Here is a 2177-nt window from a genome sequence, read left to right as displayed (position 1 = left end):
GGGCCACCCGTCGGCGCCGCGCCGCGCACGCCCGTCGGCACTGACGACGTCCATCGGCACCGACCGGCCGCGCGCGTGGCCGCTGACGACGCCTGTCGTCGGCGGGCGCGCGCGGCGTCGGTGACTACGCCTGTCGTCATGGTGACTACACCTGTCGTCGCCGACCATGCCGGTGTCGTCACCGACGGCACCCGGAACGGCGGGAGTGCCGTCCCCGGCACTCCCGCACCGTGACCGTGCCGACGCGGACGGTTGGTTCACATGCGCGTTACACGAGAGGAACAACCGGGAAACGGCGGCTTGCGACGCTACGCGGGCACCCACCACCCAGCAATGCGAGGGACACGCCGTGGCAATCAAGGCCGAGTACATCTGGATCGACGGCACCAAGCCGACCGCGAAGCTCCGTTCCAAGACTCGCGTCCTGCCCAACGCCGACAAGATCCCGACCTGGGGCTTCGACGGTTCCTCGACCAACCAGGCCGAGGGCCACGCCTCGGACCGCGTGCTGGAGCCGGTGAAGGTCGTGCCGGACCCGATCCGTGGTGGCGACAACATCCTGGTGCTCTGCGAGGTCCTGGAGACGGACGGCACCCCGCACGTCTCCAACACCCGCGCCCTGCTGCGCGAGGTCGCCGAGAAGTACGCCGCCCAGGAGTCGATCTTCGGCATCGAGCAGGAGTACACCTTCTTCAAGGGCTCCCGCCCGCTCGGCTTCCCGGAGGGTGGCTTCCCGGCCCCGCAGGGCGGTTACTACTGCGGCGTCGGCGCCGAGGAGGTCTTCGGCCGCGAGATCGTCGAGCTGCACCTGGACCGCTGCATCGACGCCGGCCTGGCCATCTGCGGCATCAACGCCGAGGTCATGCCCGGCCAGTGGGAGTTCCAGATCGGCCCGGTCGACGCGCTGACCGTCTCGGACGACATGTGGATCGCCCGCTACCTGCTCTACCGCACCGCCGAGGAGTTCGGCATCGACGCCACCCTCGACGCCAAGCCGGCCCGGGGCGACTGGAACGGCGCGGGTGCCCACACCAACTTCTCCACCAAGGCGATGCGCGAGGGCTACGACGCCATCATCACCGCCTGCGAGTCGCTCGGCGCCTCCCAGGAGAAGGTGCTGGAGCACGTCAACCAGTACGGTGACGACATCCAGTCCCGCCTCACCGGCAAGCACGAGACCGCCCCGTGGAACGTCTACAGCTACGGCGTCTCCGACCGCGGCGCCTCGGTGCGCATCCCGTGGCAGGTCGAGGTGGAGAAGAAGGGCTACATCGAGGACCGTCGCCCGAACGCCAACGTCGACCCCTACGTCGTCACCCGCCTCCTGATCAACACCTGCTGCGAGGCTCTGGAGAAGGCCGGCCAGGTCTGATCCACCGTCTCCTGGGTGCACAGGCGACACCCGTAGGCCCCCTCCCGACGCGGAGGGGGCCTACGGGCGTTTCCCCCGGTCGGGTGGCCGGCCGGAGTGGCCGGAAATCGGTGAACTCGCTTGGCCGACGCTCCCGTTGCTACCGGTGAGGGCCCGCCGGGCGGGCGCCGGGCGGGCTCCGCCACCGGCGTCCCGGTCGGTCGACCGGGCCCGACCCCGACCAGTCAGGAGCAGTTGTGAACAAGATCAAGGCCGTCGTCGCGGCCGCCGCCGTCCTCGCCGGCATCGGCCTGACCGCGGCTCCCGCCTCGGCCTCCGTCGCCAGCCCCGCGCACTGCGGCAGCACGATCTTCGGCGGCGACTTCCTCTGCGGAGGGGACTACGGCGTCGGCGGCCAGACCTTCCACACCTTCCAGGACGGCACCCAGCAGGTCTTCGTGGTCGGCACCGACCACGCCCTGTGGACGCGCTGGACGATCGGCAACACCGACAAGCTGAGCGCCTGGACCAAGATGGGCGGCTACCTGACCAGCAGGATCGTCATCGTCAGCTCCAACCAGTCCGGCGCCCTCACCCTCTCGGCGCGCGGCTCGGACGGCCACCAGTGGTACATCGACCGGAACTCGGGCGGCGGCTGGAGCGGCTGGTACACCTACGGGGTGCCGAAGGGCTGACCGGCGCGCCGGTGGACGGCCGGGGCGGGGTGGTCGCGCCCCCGCCGGGGGGCCGACGGGGGGGCGCCCCGCCCGCCCCGCTCCGCCGGGGCGGGTGAGTTTCCTCACGCCGGGTGCCGCAGACGGGTGAT

At 71.2% G+C, this 2177-nt stretch carries 3 protein-coding genes; all 3 read left to right on the top strand.

From position 1 onward, the window contains the following. Positions 1-234, top strand: a 234-nt coding sequence (locus tag ABZW03_RS40120; RefSeq protein ID WP_355269722.1) for a hypothetical protein, incomplete at its 5' end; no start/stop codon positions are given. Between the two features lie 115 nt (positions 235-349). Continuing rightward, the gene (gene glnII / locus ABZW03_RS40115) at positions 350-1372 is read left to right on the top strand and encodes a glutamine synthetase (RefSeq protein ID WP_355269721.1); all 1023 of its coding nucleotides are present in this window, start codon (positions 350-352) and stop codon (positions 1370-1372) included. Between the two features lie 236 nt (positions 1373-1608). Then, positions 1609-2046 carry a hypothetical protein gene (locus ABZW03_RS40110; protein ID WP_355269719.1) on the top strand — a complete coding sequence of 146 codons (438 nt, stop codon included), beginning with the start codon at positions 1609-1611 and terminating at the stop codon, positions 2044-2046. Positions 2047-2177: the final 131 nt, after the last annotated feature.

Source organism: Kitasatospora sp. NPDC004799 (genome assembly GCF_040609095.1).
Lineage (GTDB): Bacteria > Actinomycetota > Actinomycetes > Streptomycetales > Streptomycetaceae > Kitasatospora.
Note: the sequence above shows the minus strand (reverse complement) of the source record. Positions and strands in the feature narration are given on the sequence as shown.